Source organism: Bacillus multifaciens (assembly GCF_030756675.1).
In the GTDB taxonomy this organism is placed as follows: Bacteria; Bacillota; Bacilli; order Bacillales; family Bacillaceae_G; genus Bacillus_A; species Bacillus_A multifaciens.
Genome location: NZ_JAVBXD010000012.1, coordinates 23,324 through 46,548, shown reverse-complemented (window position 1 = coordinate 46,548; position 23,225 = coordinate 23,324). Strand labels below are relative to the sequence as shown.

At 34.0% G+C, this 23,225-nt stretch carries 20 protein-coding genes and 2 pseudogenes; 5 read left to right on the top strand and 17 right to left on the bottom strand.

Annotated features, from left to right (window positions below; all coding sequences use genetic code 11):
- The first annotated feature begins 142 nt into the window (after positions 1-142).
- Positions 143-1,438, top strand: coding sequence for an Nramp family divalent metal transporter (locus Q9306_RS10070; protein WP_306197883.1), 1,296 nt, complete (start codon positions 143-145; stop codon positions 1,436-1,438).
- 153 nt (positions 1,439-1,591) lie between these two features.
- On the opposite strand, the gene Q9306_RS10065 is transcribed toward Q9306_RS10070, so the two are convergent.
- From Q9306_RS10065 to Q9306_RS10055, 3 genes are all read right to left on the bottom strand, one after another.
- Positions 1,592-2,587: a SpoIID/LytB domain-containing protein gene (locus Q9306_RS10065; protein ID WP_306197882.1), complete on the bottom strand. Its 996-nt coding sequence runs from the start codon at positions 2,585-2,587 to the stop codon at positions 1,592-1,594.
- A gap of 63 nt (positions 2,588-2,650) precedes the next feature.
- Positions 2,651-4,348, bottom strand: a complete 1,698-nt coding sequence (locus tag Q9306_RS10060) for a peptidoglycan-binding protein (protein ID WP_306197996.1) — start codon at positions 4,346-4,348, stop codon at positions 2,651-2,653.
- Between the two features lie 597 nt (positions 4,349-4,945).
- Complete coding sequence (locus Q9306_RS10055) at positions 4,946-5,638, bottom strand: YukJ family protein (RefSeq protein WP_306197880.1); 693 nt, start codon at positions 5,636-5,638, stop codon at positions 4,946-4,948.
- Between the two features lie 441 nt (positions 5,639-6,079).
- Between Q9306_RS10055 and Q9306_RS10050 the strand changes: the two genes are divergently transcribed.
- Positions 6,080-7,366 (top strand): gluzincin family metallopeptidase, encoded by a 1,287-nt coding sequence (locus tag Q9306_RS10050; RefSeq protein ID WP_306197878.1) that lies wholly within the window; start codon positions 6,080-6,082, stop codon positions 7,364-7,366.
- Positions 7,367-7,593: 227 nt separating this feature from the next.
- On the opposite strand, the gene Q9306_RS10045 is transcribed toward Q9306_RS10050, so the two are convergent.
- The 9 genes from Q9306_RS10045 to Q9306_RS10005 all read right to left on the bottom strand — a co-directional run bounded on the left by Q9306_RS10045 (position 7,594) and on the right by Q9306_RS10005 (position 16,762).
- Positions 7,594-8,508 (bottom strand): M23 family metallopeptidase, encoded by a 915-nt coding sequence (locus tag Q9306_RS10045; RefSeq protein ID WP_306197876.1) that lies wholly within the window; start codon positions 8,506-8,508, stop codon positions 7,594-7,596.
- A gap of 84 nt (positions 8,509-8,592) precedes the next feature.
- Entirely contained in the window at positions 8,593-9,633 is a 1,041-nt protein-coding gene (locus tag Q9306_RS10040) for a sensor histidine kinase (protein WP_306197874.1), read from the bottom strand.
- 19 nt (positions 9,634-9,652) lie between these two features.
- Positions 9,653-10,351, bottom strand: coding sequence for a response regulator transcription factor (locus Q9306_RS10035; RefSeq protein ID WP_306197872.1), 699 nt, complete (start codon positions 10,349-10,351; stop codon positions 9,653-9,655).
- Between the two features lie 282 nt (positions 10,352-10,633).
- Positions 10,634-12,268 carry a peptide ABC transporter substrate-binding protein gene (locus Q9306_RS10030; protein WP_306197870.1) on the bottom strand — a complete coding sequence of 545 codons (1,635 nt, stop codon included), beginning with the start codon at positions 12,266-12,268 and terminating at the stop codon, positions 10,634-10,636.
- 152 nt (positions 12,269-12,420) lie between these two features.
- On the bottom strand, positions 12,421-13,728 hold the full coding sequence (locus Q9306_RS10025) for a bifunctional S-methyl-5'-thioadenosine deaminase/S-adenosylhomocysteine deaminase (protein ID WP_306197868.1): 1,308 nt from the start codon (positions 13,726-13,728) through the stop codon (positions 12,421-12,423).
- Positions 13,729-13,839: 111 nt separating this feature from the next.
- Positions 13,840-14,178: a YunG family protein gene (locus Q9306_RS10020; RefSeq protein ID WP_371932370.1), complete on the bottom strand. Its 339-nt coding sequence runs from the start codon at positions 14,176-14,178 to the stop codon at positions 13,840-13,842.
- A 44-nt stretch (positions 14,179-14,222) separates the two neighbouring features.
- Positions 14,223-14,684, bottom strand: a complete 462-nt coding sequence (locus Q9306_RS10015; protein ID WP_306197863.1) for a GNAT family N-acetyltransferase — start codon at positions 14,682-14,684, stop codon at positions 14,223-14,225.
- A gap of 280 nt (positions 14,685-14,964) precedes the next feature.
- On the bottom strand, positions 14,965-15,531 hold the full coding sequence (locus Q9306_RS10010; RefSeq protein WP_306197861.1) for an AAA family ATPase: 567 nt from the start codon (positions 15,529-15,531) through the stop codon (positions 14,965-14,967).
- A 307-nt stretch (positions 15,532-15,838) separates the two neighbouring features.
- Entirely contained in the window at positions 15,839-16,762 is a 924-nt protein-coding gene (locus tag Q9306_RS10005) for an alpha/beta fold hydrolase (protein ID WP_306197858.1), read from the bottom strand.
- Positions 16,763-16,984: 222 nt separating this feature from the next.
- Between Q9306_RS10005 and Q9306_RS10000 the strand changes: the two genes are divergently transcribed.
- Positions 16,985-17,746 carry a DODA-type extradiol aromatic ring-opening family dioxygenase gene (locus Q9306_RS10000; RefSeq protein ID WP_306197856.1) on the top strand — a complete coding sequence of 254 codons (762 nt, stop codon included), beginning with the start codon at positions 16,985-16,987 and terminating at the stop codon, positions 17,744-17,746.
- A gap of 437 nt (positions 17,747-18,183) precedes the next feature.
- On the opposite strand, the pseudogene Q9306_RS09995 reads toward Q9306_RS10000, so the two are convergent.
- Together Q9306_RS09995 and Q9306_RS09990 are read right to left on the bottom strand one after the other, a co-directional pair.
- Positions 18,184-18,895, bottom strand: a pseudogene (locus tag Q9306_RS09995) (CPBP family intramembrane glutamic endopeptidase).
- Positions 18,896-19,187: 292 nt separating this feature from the next.
- Positions 19,188-19,701 (bottom strand): annotated as a pseudogene (locus Q9306_RS09990) (GNAT family N-acetyltransferase); the annotation flags it as partial.
- A gap of 274 nt (positions 19,702-19,975) precedes the next feature.
- Between Q9306_RS09990 and Q9306_RS09985 the strand changes: the two are divergent.
- The gene (locus Q9306_RS09985; protein WP_306197854.1) at positions 19,976-21,109 is read left to right on the top strand and encodes a CapA family protein; all 1,134 of its coding nucleotides are present in this window, start codon (positions 19,976-19,978) and stop codon (positions 21,107-21,109) included.
- Positions 21,110-21,200: 91 nt separating this feature from the next.
- The gene (gene msrA / locus Q9306_RS09980) at positions 21,201-21,737 is read left to right on the top strand and encodes a peptide-methionine (S)-S-oxide reductase MsrA (RefSeq protein ID WP_306197852.1); all 537 of its coding nucleotides are present in this window, start codon (positions 21,201-21,203) and stop codon (positions 21,735-21,737) included.
- A gap of 71 nt (positions 21,738-21,808) precedes the next feature.
- On the opposite strand, the gene Q9306_RS09975 is transcribed toward msrA, so the two are convergent.
- The 3 genes from Q9306_RS09975 to Q9306_RS09965 form a co-directional block, all read right to left on the bottom strand.
- On the bottom strand, positions 21,809-22,447 hold the full coding sequence (locus tag Q9306_RS09975; RefSeq protein ID WP_306197850.1) for a FusB/FusC family EF-G-binding protein: 639 nt from the start codon (positions 22,445-22,447) through the stop codon (positions 21,809-21,811).
- A 152-nt stretch (positions 22,448-22,599) separates the two neighbouring features.
- A complete protein-coding gene (locus Q9306_RS09970) occupies positions 22,600-22,863 on the bottom strand; it encodes a CD3324 family protein (RefSeq protein ID WP_306197848.1) in 264 nt (87 codons plus the stop codon).
- A gap of 100 nt (positions 22,864-22,963) precedes the next feature.
- Positions 22,964-23,158 (bottom strand): hypothetical protein, encoded by a 195-nt coding sequence (locus tag Q9306_RS09965; protein ID WP_306197846.1) that lies wholly within the window; start codon positions 23,156-23,158, stop codon positions 22,964-22,966.
- Between the last annotated feature and the right edge of the window lie 67 nt (positions 23,159-23,225).

Genomic DNA, 23,225 nt, shown 5'->3' with positions numbered 1-23,225 from the left:
ATCTAACACTTTTTTTCCTAATGTAATATAATTTGCACAAAGGAAAAATTTATGTTCAAATAAAAGAAATATAATTTACGTATTTGTATTAAGAAAATAGAACAAATTGCATCAAGTTAACGAGCAAAAGGGGAAACAAAACATGACAGAAAACACAAAAGAACGAGAACACCTTCCGCCAAATAATAGGACGATGCAATCGGCACAATTAGCTTTAAGCGGGGAAACAAAAGGATTGAAACGATTATTACCTTTTTTAGGCCCTGCTTTCATCGCTTCTGTTGCTTATATTGATCCAGGGAATTTCGCCACAAATATTGCAGCAGGATCCCAGTACGGTTATTTACTACTTTGGGTTATCCTTGTTTCAAATTTAATGGCCGTGTTAATTCAATCTTTATCAGCAAAATTAGGAATTGCTACTGGAAAAAACCTTCCCGAAGTTGCTCGGGAACATTTTCCAAAACCTGTTTCCGTCGGTTTATGGATACAAGGGGAATTAGTAATTATGGCAACAGACCTTGCTGAGTTTATCGGTGCTGCTTTAGGATTAAATTTATTATTTAATATTCCATTGCTACCCGCTGCACTCATTACAGCAGTAGGATCATTCATTATTCTAGAATTTCAACGCAGAGGATTTCGTCCACTAGAAGCAGTCATTACTGGGATGGTCTTTATCGTCGTTATTGCCTTTGGTGTCCAAGTCTTTTACGCAAAGCCAGAACTAAGTCCTCTTCTATCAGGACTTTTCGTTCCTCACTTTCAAGGTGTGAATAGTATTTTACTGGCGGCAGGAATTTTAGGCGCAACTGTAATGCCACATGCAATTTATTTACATTCTGCTTTAACACAGAGGCGTGTTGTAGGAACGACAGAGGCAGAGCGAAAGCAAATTTTCCGATTTGAGTTTATCGATATTGTAATCGCAATGGGCATTGCTGGAGCAATTAACGCAAGTATGTTAATTGTAGCAGCTTCCCTATTCTTCAAAAACGGACTACATGTTGAAGATTTAGATGTCGCTTTTCATCAATTTGGGCATTTAGTCGGACCTGCATCAGCAGCTCTTTTCGGAATTGGTTTACTAGCTGCCGGTTTATCAAGTTCTTCCGTTGGTACGATGTCCGGTGATATTATTATGCAAGGATTTATCCGTATGCACATTCCTTTATATGTGCGACGATTTATTACAATGGTTCCACCTCTTGTTATTATCGCTTTAGGTGTGAATCCAACTCATGCGCTCGTAATGAGTCAAGTCGTTTTATCATTTGGGATTGCATTTGCCTTAATTCCCCTCATTGTCTTTACAAGTAAAAAGAGCATTATGGGTGGTCTTGTCAATCATCGCTTTACAACAGCTCTTGCATCGATAATTGCCGCATTAATTATCGCTTTAAATATATTTTTGTTGTATCAAACATTTGCTGGTTAAAAAAGAGAATACCCTACAAATATAAAATATTAGATTTGTAGGGTATTCTCTTTTTATTTTGCTATTTATCGTTTCCTGTTAACGATCATGTTTTAGATTTTTATTCTTAATCTCGTAAAATATACCTTTCAGGTTTTCTCCATTAATACCAAATTACACCAAACGAATCTCTGCTATTGGGTAATATGCTCTAATAATACTCAAATAATCTCTTCCTTGATCAGCAAGATGCTTACTTCCCCACCTACTAAAATATCCAATAGGACAATCCCTTATTCTATTACAATACGGAATTAACACCGGTTCGATACTGTAAGGATTGGCAATATACTGGTTCAATACCTCATCAACGATATCATCTATTTCCACAAAAGTATTTTTGCCATGATTATAAGATTGATCAAATTGAGCAGAGCTACTAATTGTAAATCCTCTTACAAAATAATGCTCTCTATATATACGATTCAATACAAAAGATGTCATACAAACGATGTTAGCCTTAATAGCCTCTTTTGGCCACGTGGGATAAATTTCAGAAGCGGCTACATTTTTTATATAATCTTTAAATGTCACCCTATATCTCGGAGCTTTTGCGTGAGGATTACCATCATGTACTATAATAAACTCCGGTATTTGGACATTGCTGTAGAAATTTGAAGGAACCCAACTAGGACTATAATACTGCGGGTAAAGTTGCCGTTCTATATATTGTTCAGTTAATTTATGCTTAGGTATATCAATAATTTTTATAGATTGAGGCTCTACTGCCCGAATGATAGGAGTAAGTTCGACTTTTTGTTTTGCTGTAGTATCCGCAAAAATTTGTACACCTCGAATTACTTTAACTCCATAATTAGGAGCTTCAATAGCTAGAATATACTCAAAATAAGGTTTTGGTCCTAAAGGATCTGAAGCATATTCTTTAGGGGGAGCTGGTAATGAAACGACATTAGTTTGACCAATCTCATTCGTTTGAAGTGTGGCAATAATATGTTCGTTTCCCCCTTGCTTACGAATGGATACTTTCGCTCCCTTAATCGGCTTTTCTGTATTTATTTCATAAACGGATACAATCAACTTCCCTGTCGAAGCACGAGACAAATATTCTCTCCTTAAAAAGCACGGATCATACGGATCATATCCAATCAATACAATCCCTCCTTCCTAAACAACTATTTTAATTGATCAACCCCTATCACACATTTAATAATATCAGTAATGAATAAAAGGATAATAATAATTCCCATAATAAGGATATGATATTTTTTGATATATTGATGTATCCGGTATAAATGGTGTAGGAGATGAATGTATAGACGATGAGTTTGTAAACAAATAAGGACTCTGTTGATTTTCATTTTCATTTTCATATGTCCCATTCGGCATCGAACTGTCGGTTACGTTAGGTAAAGAAGTTCGTGACTCCCTTATAGAAAATTGCAATTCCTCAAGAACTCTCCATAATTCTTTCCTTACCACTCCTGTAACAGTAAAGCTCTTAATTTTCTGAAATTCTTTCACTGATTTCTCAGTTCCCAGTCCAAAAACCCCATCGACCTCTCCTGCATAAAATCCAAATCTTTTTAACAGAACTTGCAATATTTTAACACTTTCTCCACTGCTACCTGCTTGCAGAATTGGAAAAGTTCCTGGAAGATTTATCACATATACATATATATCAGTAATTTTATTCCAAGCTAGTTCATCTACAATTCCATTTTCAGCAAGTTTAAAATTTTTCTGAAAGCTTTTTACTGCTTGTATTGTATTCATGTCGAATATTCCATTTATATTTATTTCTGGAATATATTTGTATTTTTTTCTTATGTGATATAAATACATTTGGATTGTGCGAACAGCTTCTTTTTCATCTCCCTCTTTTAAATTAAATCCAGGGAACGGCTTAATAACTTGTATAAATTCAGCTAAACGAATTTCCACATCCTTGTAATAATATTTCAAAATTTCCATATAATTCTTCCCTTGCTCTGCCAGACATGCAGTTCCCCACTGATATAGCATTCCCGGTTGACTCCCATACGGACATGGATTCTTCTTACCAGCACGATATTGTGCAAAAAGCGGTTCAACTTTTCCAGGTTTCGCAATATAGTGTTTAAATATTTCGTCTACTACATTATCCGTTTCTTCAAAAGTATTCCTACCGTGAGTATATTTATGATCAAACTGTGTGATACCTGTAATCGTAAATCCTTTCGCTTCATAATATTCTGTATATATACGGTTTAACGTAAAAGACATCACACAAAGAGCATTAGCTAGAAGTGCTTCCTTTCCCCACGAAGGATACACTTCAGAAGCAAGCACATTTTTTATATACTCCTTAAATTTCACCTTGTATCTTGGCGCGGGAGCATTAGGATGCCCATCATGAACAATAACAAATTCAGGTATAAAAACATCATAACTACCAGTTGGTCTTGTAGAATGCGCTTGCGGCTGTTGTATCTGCTGTGGATATTGCCCAATTAATGTATGTTCAGGAATATCGATTACTCCCACCGACTGCCGCTCTCCCGTCTCACTAACAGGTATCAATTCCATTGTTTGTTTCGCCGTAACATCCGCAAAAATTTGTGTACCACGAACTATTATAGGTACATAACCAGCCGCTTCAATTGCTATCGTATATTCAAAGTACGGCTTAGGACCTAAAGGGTCTAAGGTATGTTCTTTAGAAGGTGCTGGTAAAGCAACCGTAGAAGTCTCACCTAATTCATCAGTATTTATTGTAATAACATTATTTTGTCTCGCAATTTGTCCTTCTTCTGTCATTTCATAAATTGAGATTTTGGCATCCTTAATAGGCTTTTCTGTATCCTTTTCATATATTTTTGCAAAGAATTTACCGCTCGGTTGTCGATACAATGGTTCATGAATATCATTCATATCGCTAGGTCTACTCACAGATTTTATATCGCCATAAACTCCTTCTATAAAGGAGTCTATTATACTGTTCTCTGAAGAAACTTGATTAGACTTATAACTTGTCAATTTTACTCTCTCCTTTCACAAATTTCATTTTCTTTATAAATATTTACTTAAACACACCTCTTCTAGTACATGAACAAAACAAATAAGAGCCTTTATCCAAAATACTATGCTCAAGTGTATTTTAAGTGAATCGTCAAAATGCCTATTTTTATACAAAAAATCTCCTATTATATCTCTTTTGCCACATATACTGTATAGTTTTTAATGCAAAGAAATGTAGACAACTATAGATAGCACCAAATCGCCATCACACTAAACAGTTGAACTCTCTCCAAAACACAATACATAAATATATACATTTAGACAGCAATCCCTTATTTACAAAATCGAAAAGAATCATACACATTTTTATTAGAAGAAAAGATAAACTCATTCAATATTCCACATTAGTTCCAACATATAACAAAAGAAAAAGATAGATAAAAACAGATGAATTCTGTTTTATCTATCTTTTTTGTACTACACGTGACCTCTTTTACAATAACAACTAATCTATCCTTGAATATCAGTGTTCTCGTGATTACATTCTTTTACTGACTTTATAGCATGTCCATTTTCATCTGTACACCAAGATTGTGATTGAAATGCCAAGAATATTCCTATCCATTTCTTTTCTTCTTCAAAGTAAATCAAAATGCCTCCGTCTTGCCAAATTCCATCATCGCTTTTCCATCTTCCAACATTACCTTGATTCATATGAATATCGTGTATACCGTTACCTGGAGAAAAGTGAAAGTACTTATCCGCCTCTGAAACTGGGCCCCACCTTTCTCCGAAAGCATATACCACTGCATCCTTCTCTTGTGCTTGACCTATATAATGTTGAATTTTTTCGTTTAAATCATTATTTTCGCCTTCGATCTCAGCAGGAAGAGGAATCATTTTTTTGGGATTAAATAATCCTCCCCTTATATAATCTAAAGCTATATTCTGATTTTCCTTTGTTATACGAGTATATCCATATTCTAAAGTTGGTAATATCTTGATATTTTGTGATTTAAAATCCTCGCTTACGAAATATAATACCTCTGATGGTTCTTGTTTTGATGCAATGTTAATTGCTATACGATAGTCAACTTCTTTTTCCCCTTTAATATGAACTTCATAATGGGGATTTGATGAAGTTCCCATTTTTGTATCAAATACTCTTCCTTTTAAAACCCCATATCCTTTTCTTAAAGACATTTCTATAACCTCCTGTTTAATAAATTATTTTAAGAACAATTATATTATTGTTTAAAATTTCTTATTTAATGTTTTCAGAAGAAGAAATTTTAAAAGATCATTGACTAGTCAGTTTAAAAAAGTACTAATATTAGCATTCACTTTCTTTCAAAAGGAAATCCAATGGGGGAAAATTTAGTATTATACACTCTAATCATAAAATTAAAACAAAAATTCGCATGATGTAGTTGAATTCACTAAACTAAAATAGTTTTAAAATTCTCATTACAATGCAAAACTGTTACATCACACTAAAAATATATTTATTCTAGTTAGTTTAGCCCATTCGATAATCTTAAATGCAAGATTTTCCCCTTTCCTTTTCTATTTTGAAGAAGTGCATAAAAAAACACAGCTTTATTAAAAATAAAGATTGAAATTTAATTTAGAAAGGAGAGTTCTATGTCTCAATTATTAGACGCTCATACAATACAAAATGGGACAAGATTCCTTATTTATCCGCAAAATAAAAAATTAGATGGATTTGCACAACCAGAAATAGTTTATCTTAACGCAACACCAGGTTCAATTAAAGCTGGTCCAGAAGATGATAAGATGTATGTAATCGATGCTAAGGACAAAAGGGAATACAGATTTGCAAATGAAGGTCCTCCTTACAAAGGTCCTCGTTTTCCACCTGTAAAACCTGATGCACAGGGGCATTTTGATTACATTAGTCCTAATGATCGTGCATTTTCCTCAATGACCATGTTTGCTACGGTTAGACGTGTCTTAGATATCTGGGAAGATTACTTTGGACACCCTATTCAGTGGTTTTTCCATAGAGACTTCCCTAAACTTGAGCTCATTCCACGAGTAGAATGGGATAATGCTCACTCTGGAAATGGGTTTCTAGAATTTGGCTTCGGACGTAACCCTGATGGTAGCATTGATCACAGTAACCCATATTGTGAAAATTTTGATGTACTGGCTCATGAAACTGGACATACAATTAAAAACTCTGTAATTGGGTGGCCACGTACAAGTCAAGAAACTGAGGAATATCATGGACACCATGAGGCGTTTGGGGACATAGTTGCAATTACCTCCTCAATGCATTTTGATTCGGTACTTAATCATCTACTTAAGAACACAAAAGGAAACTTATTCTCTGTTAACGAGCTATCACGTGTGGGAGAATTAAGTAAAGCACGTGAAATCCGAAAAGCTTTTAATAATAAGAAAATGTCTGATGTTGGTAGAGAGGCACATGATTTATCTGAACCATTTACTGGTGGGGCTTTTGATGTTTTGGTGGAAATCTTCCAAAATAACTTGATTGAAAGAGGACTTATTTCACAAGATTTAGGAAAACATGCCTATGATGCTCACTTTGAAGAAGTACCAGATGTTCAAAGAGAATTTGAACATCGTTATCAAGGAAAAGAAACTGATTTCAAAAATGCTTTACTTGATGCACGTGACTATTTTGGTAAACTAATGGCTGGAGCTTGGAACAAGACATCTCCTGAAGGTTTGCGATATTGGAAGGTCGTAAACAGTATGATTGATGCAGATCAGGAATTAAGCAACGGAAAATATAAACAAACAATTCGTAGCTGCTTTGATTGGCGAGAAATCACTGAAACTGCAATTGACCGACCACTTCTGAAAACACACATAGTTGATGAGTTAATAACTTTATCAGTTGCTAACGAAATGGGGTCTCAAGACATTTTACGTAGTTAACGTTCTAAAAATTAGTGAGAGGTTGGAGACCTTATCAGTAGGAACTGGTAGGGTCTCCTTTGTTTAATAAAATCTGCACTTATGTAAAAACGAAAAATAGCCCCTTTTTCGTTTTACAGTTTCTTGTTAGCAATTATGCTTTGAATTTTTACTCTATAGGCAAAAGAACCTTTGTACAATACCGAAGATTCTTTTGCCTATGATACTAATACACACAAACCATACAATTATGAATTTATTATTTTTTTACTTGGAGAAATGACATCCCCTGTCGGTACATCCCTTCCAGCTTCTATACGATTTCCCCCTTTTGGCATAGATGGTCCGTCTATATCACGAAAATATAACGGTAATCCTTCAGAAAGAAACATACTCGTCTTAGATGGATCTTGCCGTTGATGATGTATGTGTAAATGTGGTTCACTAGAATTTCCAGAGTTGCCAACTCGAGCAATTACTGTTCCTTCCTCTATGTGTTGTCCTGCTTTCACTTTGATAGATTCCTGTTTTAGGTGAGCAAGGACAAGGTATGTTCCAGTCTCATCCAAGCGTATATATATATGATTACCTACCATAGACTGAAAATTATCATTTCCTGGTGTTAAATCAACTTCTGAATCTTTTACTGATATAACTGTTCCTGATGCAGGTGCTATTACCTCCACTCCGAATATACCATAATCCTCTAGTTGTGAATTTGTCACTCCTTTTTGCGGAGCAATAAAATCATACGCCCAGCGTTGATTTGGTTCAATAGCATGGTAATTTGTTTGAAGTCGATCTCCTCCCCACCCTACTCGAACAGTTTCATTAAATGGAAGTCGAATTGTTACTTTCGGTGTAGCTGAATTAACATTTACCGGATAAGCGATTTGTCCAATTCCAACAAACCAGCATGCCGGCCAAGCTGCTGCTGTGGATAGAATAAATATCGTAACGGTTGTTTTATGTATTTTACTTCTAGAAAACAATTTACCTACCATTACACATAACGAAATCATTACACTAATAAAACCTACAAAACTAAAGGCTTGCATCCCCCACCAAGCTAGAGCAGAAACAATCCCCTTAGCTAAATAAACAGAACCCCAACCTACTGCTAAAATTGTAATTAACATGATTATTATCCATTTCTTCCACATCGTATTCCCTCCATTTGTAGTGTCTCATATTAAGATCGTACAAAATAATCAATACGACATTTGAAAGAAATACTTACAACTTTCTTACGGTTTTGTTGAAGATTGCGGTAAAATGATTGTAAATACAGTTCCCTTGTCATCGCTGCATACTGTAATATCACCTTTATGAATATTGGCAATGCTTTTAGCAATCGCAAGTCCCATCCCTTTTCCACCAGTATTAGCACTTCGTGACTTTTCACCCCGATAAAATTTTTCAAATATATAAGGGAGATCTTCTTGTAAAATTCTCTTTCCGTAATTTTTAATGTTTATCTTAACATTCCTATCTTCCTGAAAAATTTGCACATCAATTTTCTTTCCAGATTTCCCATAAAAAATGCTGTTACTAATTACATTTTGCATCAACCTTACTAGCAAACTGATATCTGCTTCTATTTGTAAGTCTTCACTACACTCTATATGAAAATTCATTTGAACTGCTTCTAATTTAGGAATAAAATCAAGCATAACTTGTTCTACTACTTGTTTTATCCAAACTATTTCTTTATGTAACTGAATTTCTCTATAATTAATTTGACTATATTCAAGTAAATCATCTATTTGATTTTTCAACTCAAAGCTTTTACGTTTTACAACGCCTACATATTGCTGACAATTTGCTTTGTTCATATCAAGGTTACGTTCTATTAAATCAACATAACCAATTATCGATGTTACTGGCGTCCGTAGATCATGAGAAATATTACTAATCATTTCATTTTTCATCTTTTGTGCCAACTTTTCCTTTTCAATTGACTCTTTCAAACCGTTTGTCATTTTATTAATGTTTATTGCTAATTGTCCAATTTCATCATTCTTCTTCGTCTGTATCTGTACATCTAAATTTCCCTTACTTATTTCTTTCACACTTTGATTAATTTGTTCTAATCTTGTTATCATATTTTTTGATAATAAACAGAAGAAGAATGAAGTGAAGATAAGAAAAATAACAAAATATACAACAGAATATTTCTCCTCTAATTCTGCTATATTTCCATATACATGACTAATAGCACTTTGAAAGAAGACAATACATATGGTTGCTAATACAATACTGCATATAAAAATGAAAAATAACTTCATTCTTAACCCTTGAAATAGCTTAGCTCTCAATTTTATATCCTACTCCCCATACATTTTGGATAAATTTTGATTCTCTTGAATTCGCGTCTATCTTCCCTCTTAATCTTGCTAGATGAACCATAACCGTATTATTGCTTTCATAGGCAGTTTCTCGCCAAACACTTTCATAAATTTCTTCTAATGTAAATACGCGGTTTGGATGTGTTACCATCAGATACAAAATCTCATACTCTGTCTTTGTAAGATTAATATCTTCTCCATATAACATTACCTTTCTAGAGGCTTCATCTATTTCTAATCCCCTAATTTGTATCTTCTTCTCATGCACTTGTTTTGAAGATTGATTTAAATACGTATATCTTCTTAACTGTGCTTTCACTCGTGCTATCAGCTCAATTACACTAAATGGCTTCTCAATATAATCGTCTGCCCCTGTGCTTAATCCAATGACTTTATCTACATCCGTTGATTTCGCACTTAAAAACATAATAAGTATATTATAATTTTCTCGAATTCTCCTGCACACTTCAATTCCATCCATAATTGGCATCATAATATCAAGAATAACCAGTTCAATATCGTTATTCAAAAACAACTGTAATGCTTGTTCTCCGTTGTAAGTTTTTACAACTTTGTAACCTTCTCGCTGCAAGTACACTTCAATCATTTGAGCAATATCCTTATCATCGTCTACGACTAATATAGATTGTTGTTTCATAATCAAGCCTCTTTTTATATAGTTTTGAAATATATTCCATATCCTCATAGTATCATGTTCAAAACATAAAAACTTCGAAATATTCTAGACGTTAAACTATATAAATCTATTTTACTCAACATATAAGTCGCTGCTGTGCAAAACAAGCCCTGACCGCTTCTATGCACGGCAAGATGCTCTCGTCTCCCTCTAAAAAAATGGTTTTTTGTCATTTTTTTAACTTGTATATATAAGAAAAAAAGCTAAGGCTTCTCCAAAGCACTTAGCTACTTGACCTCTTATCTATTTCTCTTTTCCACCTATATAAGCATGTTTATACGTATAAACACCGCCAAATTGATGTTTTGCAATACCTTTTACATATTCCTTTTGAAGGTATGCTGAGCCAGTATGGTAAAGCGGTGCTATAGCAGCGTCTTGTAATAAGATTTTTTCTGCTTCTTGCATAGCTTTCCAGCGTTTTTGCTCATCTAATACAAAATCATTTTTCGCACTATTTATAAGCCTATCATATCCCTTATTGGAATAACTCATTTTATTATTTGGATTATCTGTCGTAAATAATTCTAAATAACTAATCGGATCTTTGTAATCGGGACCCCATACAACCATCGATATATCATACTGTCCTGTTTGTTCAAGTTGTAATTTTTGCTTAAATGGTTGCGGTTTTATTTTTATTGTTAATCCTTGTAAATTCTTTTCAAGTTCTCCTTTTATATATTCTGCCGTTTGCTTCGCTTGATCTTGTTCAAACGTTAAAAATTCAAGTGTTATTTGTTCGACACCAAGCTCTTTTTTCGCATCTTCCCAAAGATTCTTTGCCTTTTCAACATTATATACGGAAAGGTCACCATTTTCTTTTCTGAAATCTTTCCCATCTTTTTCATTTTTATACCCTTCTGGTACAAGTCCTTCAGCTGCTGTTGCACCGTTGTTTAGAAAATGAGTTACTACTGCTTCTTTATTTAAAGCCATAGAAAGCGATTGTCGTAATTTTGTGTTTGCTAGTGCAGAATTCTTTTGGTTAAATCGTAACATAGCTATAGCAGAATCTTCCGTTGTATGAAAATCACTTTTCCCTTTATATTTATCAACAAACGAAGAATTAATTGGCGTACGATCAATACTACCTGTTTCATATAAATTAACTGCTGTCGCTGTATCTTTTACAATATGAAAATTAATTTCTTCTAATTTCACATTATTTTTATCCCAATATGTATCATTTCTCTTCAACTTAAATTCTTGTTCATGTTTCCATTCCGATAATACAAATGGACCGTTGTAAATCATATCTTCTGGTTCTAATCCATATTTACTTCCTTTTCCCTCAACAAACGATTTGTGCTGTGGTAAATAAATAGGAAGTGTCAGTAAATGGAGGAAGTAAGGAGTTGGTTTCTCCAACTGTACCTCTAATGTAACATCGTCAATCGCTTTTACACCTAGTTGATCTACAGCTAAAGCTCCTCTATTTATTATTTCCGCATTTTTTATACAAAATAACATATATGCATATTGTGATGCCGTTTGCGAGTTCATTGTACGCTGCCACGAATAAACAAAATCATGTGCTGTTACAGCATCCCCATTCGACCATTTTGCATCTTTACGCAAATGAAATATATATGTTTTTCCATCTGTACTTTTCTCAAAAGATTTTGCAACACCAGGCACTGGGTTATCTTTCTCATCAAGTACATATAATCCTTCAAATATGTTTTGCATGACATGCGCTGATGTACCATTCATAGATTTTGCCGTATCTAAGGACGGAATTTCTTCTGAGATTGTTACATTTAATACTTGTTTTTCACTTACTTCCTTCGATTTACTCGAATGATTACTACAAGCTGAAATCAATAATGAGGTGGCAAGTATAATTCCTATCAGTAGTCGTTCATGTTGTTTCATAAATCGGCTCCTTTAATGAAATAATAAAGCGCTTTATATTATAACAGAATAATTATCATAAAAGTGTTACATTTCACTGAATTTTTATTCTTCCAAATATATACAAAAACACTATCCTTTCATTAAATGAAAGGATAGTGTTCTCTTTTTACTTACATATTCAAGCCTTGTTTATAACGACTCGCTTCAAAAATAATACGTTCTTCATCTAACGTTTTACACTCACCGTTCCAAACAATATGTTTTCCATTAATAACAACATCTGAAACGTCTTTGCCGCTCGCTGCGTATACAAGATGTGACAATACTTCTTCCGCTGGTTGTAAATGCGGCTTTTTAGATGGATCAATTGTAATAAAGTCGGCACACTTGCCTACTTCTAATGAACCTGTTTGGCTCATCCCGATTACCTCTGCTCCTACTTTTGTTGCTAACGTGAGAAGTGTTTCAACAGGTAATGTTGTCGCGTCTTTATGAACACCTTTTTGTAATAAAGTAGCAATGCGCATTTCTTCAAACATATCTAAATTGTTATTAGAAGCAACACTGTCTGTTGCAATTCCGACTTTTATGCCGCTCTCTAACATTGCGCGAACGTTCGCGATACCCGATCCTAATTTTAAATTACTAATCGGATTATGAGCAACACGTACATCATGTTCCGCTAAGAAAGTACGCTCATTATCATTCAACACAACACCGTGGGCAATTACAGCCGGTCTCTTGAACAATCCACAATCTGCTACATACTCTACTGGACGTTTTCCATATTGCGCTTCAATGTCCTGAACTTCACGGTCTGTTTCGGAAAGATGAATATGAACCATCGTCTTATTTTCCACTGCAATTCGGGCACACTCTTCTAACATTTCCGTAGAACATGCATATGGACTATGAGGAGCAACCATTGTAGTTAACATATCATCCTTATTGGAATAACGTTTCACATACTTCTCCGCTTCTTGAATTGCCTTCTTTTCATCTTCTTTCGTTCCGAAGCTAAATAATGTTCGAGAAACAGCAGCACGCATGCCACTTTTACGAACAGCTTCCATAATAGAATCTTGATCTACTCCAATTGGATTAAACATATCAGAAAATGTTGTTGTTCCGCTTTTCACCATTTCTAATAAACCAAGCTCTGTGCTAGCAACAGCAAGCTCTGGTGTAAATTGACTTTCAAGCGGCCAAATTCTCGTTTCAAGCCATGGCTTTAAGAGCATATCGTCACCTATTCCACGTAAAATGCTCATCAAGACGTGCGTATGCGCATTCACCAAACCTGGCAATACCCACTTTCCATGTAGATTAATGACTTGATCCACTTCTTTTCCGCTCGGTAATTCTCCTGATTGTACCTCTATAATTCGATCATCTTCTACAATGATATATCCATTTTTTAACACTTCATTTTTTTCATTCAAAGTCACGATTGTAGCGCTTACATATGCTGTTTTCACAAATATTTCCCCTCTCGACTCTTTTAGAAATAATCATACCTCTTAACTAAGTTACTACCGTTATAGTAACCTATTTAACAATAAGAGTCAAAAGATAAATTAATATAAAATCTATTCCTTTATTTGGATACGAACCTTTTCCTTTAAAGCATCATATTGCATTTCATTTGTATCAGCAAATGCTTCTTCACTATTTGAAGGAACATCCATATATGTAACTTCTTCTAAAAATTGTGATGCTGTAAAATCATATCTTTTACCATTGATTCTGTTATAAAAATGCCAACCTTCAGGAACTTTCGTTTTCATGATCTCTCCTCCAAAGAAATCATGAACTACTAAGGATGTTACACCACATTGCCCTTTCGCTGGATTATCTAAAGTCCATTTTGAACTTGTCTCTTTTGACCAAGATTGAAATAAAACCTCTCTCATCTTTTCCATTTCCATATACGTCAAACTTAGCATCTCCTAACTGAATTCAAAATATCCGATTAGACTGATTCAATTTGCACATCATAACGAAAAAGTGGCAATAGGCGATTTTTAAAAACAGTAGAAGGTGTTTCTCCTATTAATTTCGCTCCCATTTTTATGTAATACCCTTTCGCATTTGGGTCACTATCGATCGTAAAACTCTTAATGTTTAATTCAACTGCTTTTTGAACAACGCTTTCCCAAAGAATTCTGCCATAGCCTTTTCCTTTATACGCTGGATCTAAATATAAAAAATCAAGGCTGTCTACTTCTTTTCTCTGAAAGGAAAAAAAGCCAATCAATTCCTGGTTTTCTTCTAAAACGTAAACATAATTATCCTTCATATATTGCTGAGTAATTGTTAAGTCTTCCTTACATGCTAATATAAATTCTTCACTATAATTCCAAGTTGCTTTTGAGGATAATGCAAGGTTACTTAGCTTATTTGCTTCTTTTAAAAGCGCTTCCTTAACAATCATTGATTTCCCTCCTTTTGTTCTCTTCTTACATAAAGAATCAAAAATTCTTTTATTTCTGAATTTTCATTGTAACATTATTTTCTCTCCTCGAAGAAAGAAATCTATCTATATCAATAACCGGTTTAATTGCACGGTGCAAAATATAAAATAACACGCTATTTTTTAGTACAAATAGCAGCTAATTCACAAGTAAATCCACACACAAAAAGAGCTTGGAATTTCCTCCAAGCTCTTCAAAAATTCAAATGTCACTTGATAATTATCAACGAACTGAGAATAATCATAAACATTCAGCAATATGAACTACTTCTTTAATAACAGAATCAACTTCTTTACTATCTTTAATTACAAATAAATGGTCTGCTTCACCTTCTACTGGATCTATTACATCTTCTTTTAGGGATTCAGCTTGTTGCCGAACAAGCACTTCCTCAAAATTAGAATAAGCACCCCTAAATATATTGGTACTTCGCCCGCTTTGAATAACTCGTTTATGAAGAACATCATCTGAAATATCAAAATGAACCAAGATGCGGACAAATTCATCTTTATTAAACAACTCTTCAAGCAAATACAATCGTCCATTTCGACTTCGATTTGAGTTACAAATAATCAGATTTAAATCAGTGTGTTCTTTGGCATAATCGACAATTAGCTTTGAAAGAGCATGCTTAAGAGTATTAGGTCCTTGTTTTGGTTGTAAGTTCTTATAATAAGTGTTTATAAATTCAGCGTGGTTATCTTGGTCCATTACAAAAGAGTTATATAACTCTTTTTCTAAAGCTCTTGCAAATGTAGTTTTCCCACTATGCGTTTTACCTACTGTAATAATTACTAACCTTTTCATAACTTCAACCTCCATTGTTACAGCAAAACTTATTCCAAAAAACTGCTCCTTTGATTGAGGAAATAATATTGTATCCTCAATCAAAGGAGCAGTAAAATAAAGTCTTTCATAGTAAATTCCGCTGTTTTTATTTGCCAAACAAATATTTTAGAAAGTTCTTAGAATCGTTACTCTTGATAATCATCTTGTATTTTCTCGGTACACTTTGCTTAAGAAATGATGGCATCGCTTGTTTACAATTCTTTGTTAAACACAACAGCTAATACCACTCACTCCTAATTGTTGAATCTTCATTTGTTACAAACCACTATTTTACATGCTCGTCTAACCAAGAAATCACATCTTGGAACACGTCCTGTCTGTTTACCTCATGAAGCATTTCGTGCCTTCCGTTCTCATATAAACGGATTGTTACGTCATTGACACCACATTTTTTATACATGTCATACACTTCTTGTACACCTTTGCCCATATTTCCAACTGGATCACGGTCTCCCGAAAAAATATAGATAGGTAAATCTTTTGGTGTTTTTTTAAATGCTTCAAGCTTGTTCACAGTCAGCACACCGTTAAATAATTCACGGTAAAAACTCGTTGTACAAATAAATCCACATAATGAATCCTCTATGTATCTATCAACTTGATTCGTATCAGAAGACAGCCAATCAAATTTCGTACGGTTTGGCTTAAAATGCGAATTAAAATTACCAAATGATAAAAAGTTCAGCATCGGGCTTTTCGTTTTTGCACCGCGTAGTTTCATTTCAACTGTTGCCACTTTATGACCGATGACTCCTAAAAGTCCTGGATTCCCTCCTGTTCCTGAAATAAGAAATCCATTATATAATTCACCGCGAATCTGCACAGCACGCCTTGATAAGAAAGAACCCATACTATGCCCTAATAAGAAAAGTGGACAAGTATGTTCCTTCTGAATAAGCTCTGAAACGAAAATTACGTCAGAGATAGCTTGATCCCAGCCCACATTCGGCTCAAAATGGCCATAATCGTCCTCCTGCTTTACTGTTTTTCCATGTCCGCGATGATCATGAGCATATACCCCATATCCAGCATCTAAAAGCGCTTCAATACATTCTGAATATGCACCAGCATGTTCCGCCATACCATGTGCAATTTGAACAACCCCACGAGGCTTATTTTCTGGTAACCATTTACATAAATAAATTTCCGATCCATCCGATGTCATAATAAAGCTTTCTTGTTTATTCATTTTGAATGTCCCCCCCAAATCTCTCATCTATTACTCAACGATCCAAATCTACACCTTCATAAAATGAATCACCATTCATATTTCTTACTATAAATTATATGTAAAAGCTTTCCTTATTACAAATCATAATATTTAAATTTCTTTTACTTCATTCTTGACGAAACCAAAATAAAGTTATATGGTTACTAATATAAAGTAATTAAATTATCGGAGGTAATCAACATGATGCCATCTCTTTTTTTAGCACATGGGTCACCTATGTTAGCCATTCAAGATACAGACTATACAAGTTTTTTACAAACACTTGGGGAGACATATAAACCAAAGGCAATTGTCATTTTTACGGCTCATTGGGAAAGTGAGATTTTAACTATTTCTTCTTCAAATAATGAATATGAAACGATTTATGACTTTGGTGGTTTTCCTCCTGAACTATATGAAATAAAATACAGGGCAAAAGGTTCGTCATCTATTGCAGCTATGTTAGAAGAAAAATTCAAAAAACAAGGGATTCCAGTTCACAAAGATACAACACGCGGATTAGATCATGGTTCTTGGACACTTCTGCACCGTATGTATCCAAAAGCTGATATACCCGTTGTTCAAATCTCAGTAAATCCATTCCTACCTGCGAGAGAACAATATGAAATTGGAAAAGCCCTTCAAGGACTTGGGGAAGAAAATATTTTAGTCATCGGAAGCGGTGTTACCGTACACAATTTGCGAATGTTAAAGTGGGAACAAACTACACCTGAACAATGGGCTGTTGAATTTGACGAATGGCTCATTGATCAAATCCAAAACAACAACACAGATGCGTTATTTAACTGGGAATCTGAAGCTCCTCATGCACGTTTAGCCGTTCCAAGAGCAGAACATTTTGTTCCTCTATTCATTGCAATGGGAAGTGGTAATGAAAAGCCAAAAGTAATTCATCGAAGCTATGAATTTGGAACTTTAAGTTATCTTTGTTTACAATTTTAAAAGTAAAAACCGACACACCTCTTTCTTTTGAGAGGGGCGAGAGCATTTGGCCGCGCATAGAAACGGTCGGAGCCTTTCCCTACCACATGCCATATTTAAAACAATAGGAGTAAGCGAGTGCGAGGGCATATTGTATTCTGCATAGCAGCGACTTATGTGTTGATGTAGGTTTGGAATAAAGTTTGATTAAAAACACCTCATAAACCCTTAATTTATGATAAATAAAAAGAAACCATTTTGAAAAAACTTTGATTAAAATGGTTTCTTTGCTTATTAATTAGTATAGTACTTTATAAAAAAGTTTGATTATTTTTACTCAACTAAAACTCCACGATAGTTGATTTTGAATATAGTTCACTATCTAAAGTGAAAATAGGATGCTTTAAAAGCATGTATAAAGTAGCATTGGATACTTCACCTGCTGACAACAACTTTTACTATCCCATCGTTGTCAGCAGCACCATAATTCCATTAGTTAGACCATGAATGATGACTGGTGCCAAAATTGAATTGGTTCGTTCATACGCCCATGCAAAGACTATACCACTCAAGAAGTTTACAGGCATCGCGTTATAAGTTGGAATGTGGATAATTGTAAAGATTACTGAGCTTAGAAAAATGGCCACTATCATACCTAAGCGTGTACGTAACCATCGATATAAAAAACCACGATAAAATATTTCCTCATATACTGGTGAAATGACCGCCGCAGAAATAAAGGCAATAAGAACTGTAAAGAAATTTACGTTTTGCTGCATAGCCTCAGTTTTGCTGTTCTCATAAGTATTCCCAATAAAGCTAGTAAGTGCCATCACTATTACATCACCAACCATTAATATAATAGTTAGTAAGACAATAATTTTCCAATCCTTCATAGACAATGACCTGATTCCTGATTCCTACTTCACTCCAAGAAAGCTTCTTTGGACGAAGAACGATAAAATATACACCTAAAGCTAAAACAATCGCTATTGTTAATCCTATTAAAGTTCCTGAATATAACTCATTATCAAACCACTGAGAATAAATAGGCTTTACTAAGAATTTTATGCATCCTATAACAAATACAAATTCAAGTAGCATCATTAATAAAAATTCTTTTAATCCCCAATGGTCTTGCTCCTTCCAATTCATGTCGCTTTTCTTCATTCACCATTCCTCTTTCTTTGTATTCTATATCCTAACTATAATAGATCACGTAACGTCACTTACAACCTTCATTTTCATGAGGAATTAAATAAATCGATGGATTACAGGAAGACAGGTATCCAAGCGACATAATTTCACTTCTAGAATAAAAAACACCCCTTTAGATATAATTACCTAAAGGGATAAAGCATCGCATCTTTTTTATAAACATCATAACTCTATTTCAATCATATATCAAAAAATAAAAATACACATATATAGTCATATAAAGTCAAAGAAGTCCAGCATTTCATCACTGGACTTCTTCTTTATTTTCTAATCGAAACTTCCTTATCAAAGCGAGCAAATTTACTCTGCACTTTCATTCTAGCTGTTTCGTATACGCGAGGTGCGCCTGTAATATTCTCAGAATCTACATGTAGATAAACTTTTGAAATTCCTTCTTGTTGCAATTGACCAAATACATGATGTAATAGTGCCAATCCCAATCCTTGTTTACGATGAGAACGGCGCACACCTATATGTGTAATTTCAGCTTTATTGTCAGTATCCTTTTTACTAAAAATAAAGCCAACCACTTCCTCCTCATCCATCGCAAGTGACCATAATGAAGGATGGAAACCCTCTCTTTCGGTACGTTTCAAAAACTCTTCTAACGTAGAAGGATGCGAATTCCAGTGGTCTGCAAAGGATTCATTAAAAGCTTGATGCAACTTCTCATCATCCACACCTGGTATGTAATGTCGTATAGTAATACCTTTTGGCCATATTGGTGATGGAACATTTGACTTCAATTCAATCCCCATCTTTAAATAGCTATTATTATGACATTGAATATTCCTTCATTTTTTGATACTTTGCTAAAAATTTCAATTTTGTTACTTTCCATAAGATCCATTTTCATATAAAGTTATAAGTAGAATTATAGATTAATAAAAATCTAGTTTATTAAACACCCTCATTGCTCTAATGAAACCTCTCGAGTTACCTTACTATTTAAATCACTAAAAATTAATATTTAAATGTATTTCAAAATTAATATCGTTACATACTATTAACCTTATAAAGAAAGGACTACTTATGAAAATTCGCAAAAGAACATTACTAAAACGTATTATAGTATTAGCTGTACTTTTTACCCCGATAATTTTATTGATTAACTATGCGCTAAGTTCAGAAACGAAAAACGAGCAAAATACAGGAGTAAAAAATAAACAAACAGAAAAGGCAAAAGGAAAAGAACAAACAAAAAAACCGAAAGAAGATCCTGAGATTACCCTTACATTTTCAGGTGATACAATGTTTGATTGGCAATTACGCCCTGTTATTCAAAGTAAAGGTGCTGATTATCCATTTCAGCATGTAAAACCGGAAATAGAAAAAGCAGACTACTCATTTATTAATCTAGAATCTGCGTTTACAACTCGCGAGAAAAAATATCCTGGCCAACTATTTTGGATTAAAAGTGATCCCTCTACGCTAAAAGCTATTAAAAATACAGGCTATGATATTGTTAATATTGGAAATAATCATACACTCGATTATTATCAAGATGGATTATTGGATACAATTTCCCATGTTGAAAAAATGGGATTTCCGTACATTGGGGCAGGAAAAAATGCAAAAGATGCATACACAGCAAGAGAAGTTACAATTAAAGGTAAAAAATTCAAATTCCTCTCTTTCGTTCGATTTATGCCTGATACTGCATGGATAGCTACAGATAATAAACCTGGGGTTGCAAATGGTTACGATTTAAACCTAGTCACAAAAACAATTAAAGAACAAAAGAAAGATGCCGATTATATGATCGTGTATATGCATTGGGGAGTCGAAAAAACAAATCGTCCTGCTGCTTATCAAAAAGAATATGTACAAAAAATAGTAGATGCAGGTGCAAATGCGATTGTTGGAAGTCACCCTCACTGGTTACAAGGCTTTGAATATTACAACAAAGTTCCTGTTGCATATTCACTTGGAAACTTCCTCTTCCCTGATTATGTAAAAGGACATAGTGCAGAAACTGGTGTACTAACAATTAAATTTAAGGGACAAGACGTCCGTATGTCATTTAACCCTTATATGATTCGTAATAATCAAATTACCCCGCTTCAAGGTACAGAAAAACAAAACATGCTGCAATATTTACAATCGATTTCAAACGATGTACAAATTAATCAAAATGGGGATATTATGAATAAACGAGCACAATAAATTTTTTTATTCTTCCTGACTTTTCTCTTGCGATGATACAAAACATATACGATACTAGATAAAACATATCAATTTAGGGGGATTAATTGCGATGGAAGAAAAACAATATGAACTTGCAACTTTTGCGGGCGGTTGCTTTTGGTGTATGGTCAAACCATTCGATGAACTAGCTGGTATACACAAAGTCCTTTCAGGCTATGCAGGAGGACATGTTGAAAATCCAACTTATGAAGATGTAAAATCGGGGGAATCTGGACATTTAGAAGTCGTTCAAATTACATTTGATCCTACTATATTTCCTTATCAAAAGTTATTAGATTTATATTGGCCACAAATCGATCCAACAGATGACGGTGGACAATTTTTTGACCGCGGTCCATCTTACCGTACAGCAATTTTTTATCATAATGAAATACAAAAAGAGCTAGCTGAAAAATCAAAGCTAACATTAGCAGACAGCGGTATGTTTAAAGACCCAATTGTAACAGAAATTTGCCCAGCTGCCCCCTTTTACGTGGCTGAAGAATATCATCAACATTTTTATAAAAAGAATCCAGAGAAATATGCACAAGAACGGAAAGAGTCTGGTCGCGAAGACTTTATTAAAGCAAACTGGCAAAAGAAATAATACAATAAGGATAGAAGGACACAAATAGCAGTGTCCTTTTTCTTTTCCCAATTCACATCTTTATCTATTACTTATTTTCTCACTCTCTCAATAAAATCATATAATTTATCGAGTGAAGTGATGTTACAATTACACACTGTACTATCCCGACAAATATAGTTTCCCTTTTTCACAAAAGTACCTGGTACATCACCTTTTATTTCAACAAGAAACATTCCCACTTCTTCATGTTTGTGGCATAATGAACAAATCCCTTTTTTATTTATACTTTGAAATGTACCTTGCACACCTACAAACTTGTTATTATTCCGAATTATAATAAGTTTCCTATTTGTTCCTGCATCAATCCAACTTAAGTAAGATGTTTCTTTCATATTGATTTCTTCCATTTTAGGCAGTTTAAGCTTTTTTGCCTTAGGGAATAATTTTTTTAATGTCTGCTGAGTCACCTCATGAAACGGTATGACATATGGCGATAACTTATGCAAAAATGATTCTGCATCCTCTCTATTGTCAATCATCAAAATCATGTCCATTAATTCTTTTTGTTCATCGGTCAGATCCTCAAACAGATGTAGTACTTTTTCTATCGCTAGTGATTTCAATGCAGCAATAACTCCCTTATCATTGGCAGTTGCATGTCCATTCACTAAAATATAAGCTTGTGATTTTATAAAGTTGTATTGATCACTTCTAATAAAAGCATTCATTCCTATCACTCCATACAAAATTGTTTATCTATTTTTTATTTTATACGATTAATTTTTTTTATAAAATGCAGAAGATAATTTAGAATCAAACTCTACATAAAAAAGCACTGCATATTTATATAAAGTACGCAGCGCCATCAATTTATCTTTATTTATTTTGAGTACACGATTTTTTTAATGGTTTCAATGGAGAGAAAATATTCTTCAGCTAATTGACAAATTGCTGTTCCGTTTTTAAAAGCATATTTAATTGCTTTATTTCGATCATCAAGTTGCTTTCTCCCTCCAGAGCGTGTACCCCACTTATGATAAGCATCTTCTTGTTTTGGAATATAAATCGTTTCACCTTGTACATACTTTTGAATTTCTATAATTAACTGTTCAGGTAAAACAGTCGCTGCTTTTACATATTTCATTTCCGCTCGCCCCTTATTTTTATGTTTCATTTAAATAAGGTGCAAAGCCAAATATAAGAGAAATGATACAAATCCATTTAGGCGATTGTATGTTACATCTCTACCTCACACAAAGTATCGCCTTTTCCATACTTGGCTTTGCATGAGACGCTGCAGTATCTAGCAATTTCATTGTAATTGCCATATCCACACCCCCTAATATCTCTTTTGAATTACCCTTATTATATGATAAATTTTTCCTAATTGCATCTTCATGTTCTGTAAACGATTGTATTATTACGAATACCCAAACCATCTATTAAAATTCCCCAAACAAACACACTTTGTAAAAATTCTGTAATAATAAATTGATTATTTTACTT